This window comes from Pseudoalteromonas sp. HF66 (assembly GCF_011806445.1).
In the GTDB taxonomy this organism is placed as follows: domain Bacteria; phylum Pseudomonadota; class Gammaproteobacteria; order Enterobacterales; family Alteromonadaceae; genus Pseudoalteromonas; species Pseudoalteromonas apostichopi.
Map to the genome: position 1 here is coordinate 1 of NZ_JAATOU010000048.1, position 665 is coordinate 665.

Sequence of the window (665 nt, forward strand, 5' to 3'; positions counted from 1 at the left end):
GCAAAATGTAGCTTGGCTAAACTTAGCGACGAAGGAGCACAAGCCAAGCATTTTGCGTCCTTTTGAGTAACTTGTTAAGTGGCTGATACTCTTGACTTTACTGTATCAAAATCTTCAACATTAGTATTGATTTTGGATCCTAAATATACAACTACTTCACGAGCACCAGCTCCAATAGCTAATTCTCTTAGGACTCTTTCTTCTATATCTGTCAGTCCACCTTCGGTTTTTTCTAATTGATGCACAATAACGCGAGGTGAAGGTTTAATTATTGATTTATGCAATGTGTACATACCATGCTGCAATATCTTTTCAGCACACATAAAGTCGGCAACAAATGACCTATTGTGTTTAAAGGGGTTAAGTACCCGAACATTCGGAGAAGAAAGAGATTTAGCTTCCGATCCAATAGCTTTTACTATTTCACCTTTTTTAGTGCTTTCTATAGCAATGTAAGGCTCAGTTTCAAAAGACAAGTTGGAAGAAAAAGTTCTGATAGAAAGTTTGTTTTCACTTAATTCAAAAAGTAAATCATGTGAAAAAAGGCTTCTTATAAATGTGAACAAAACTTTGGATCTCCGAGCCACTTAACACCCGTTTAAGAGGCGTAAAATGCATGGCTATAATTAAGCGAAGAATGAGCGCAAGCCATGCTTTTTGCGTCC

General features: G+C 37.0%; 1 protein-coding gene. It reads right to left on the bottom strand.

Annotated features, from left to right (window positions below; translation table 11 throughout):
- Positions 1-74: 74 nt before the first annotated feature.
- Positions 75-566: a rod shape-determining protein gene (locus HCZ11_RS19525; RefSeq protein ID WP_175580524.1), complete on the bottom strand. Its 492-nt coding sequence runs from the start codon at positions 564-566 to the stop codon at positions 75-77.
- Between the last annotated feature and the right edge of the window lie 99 nt (positions 567-665).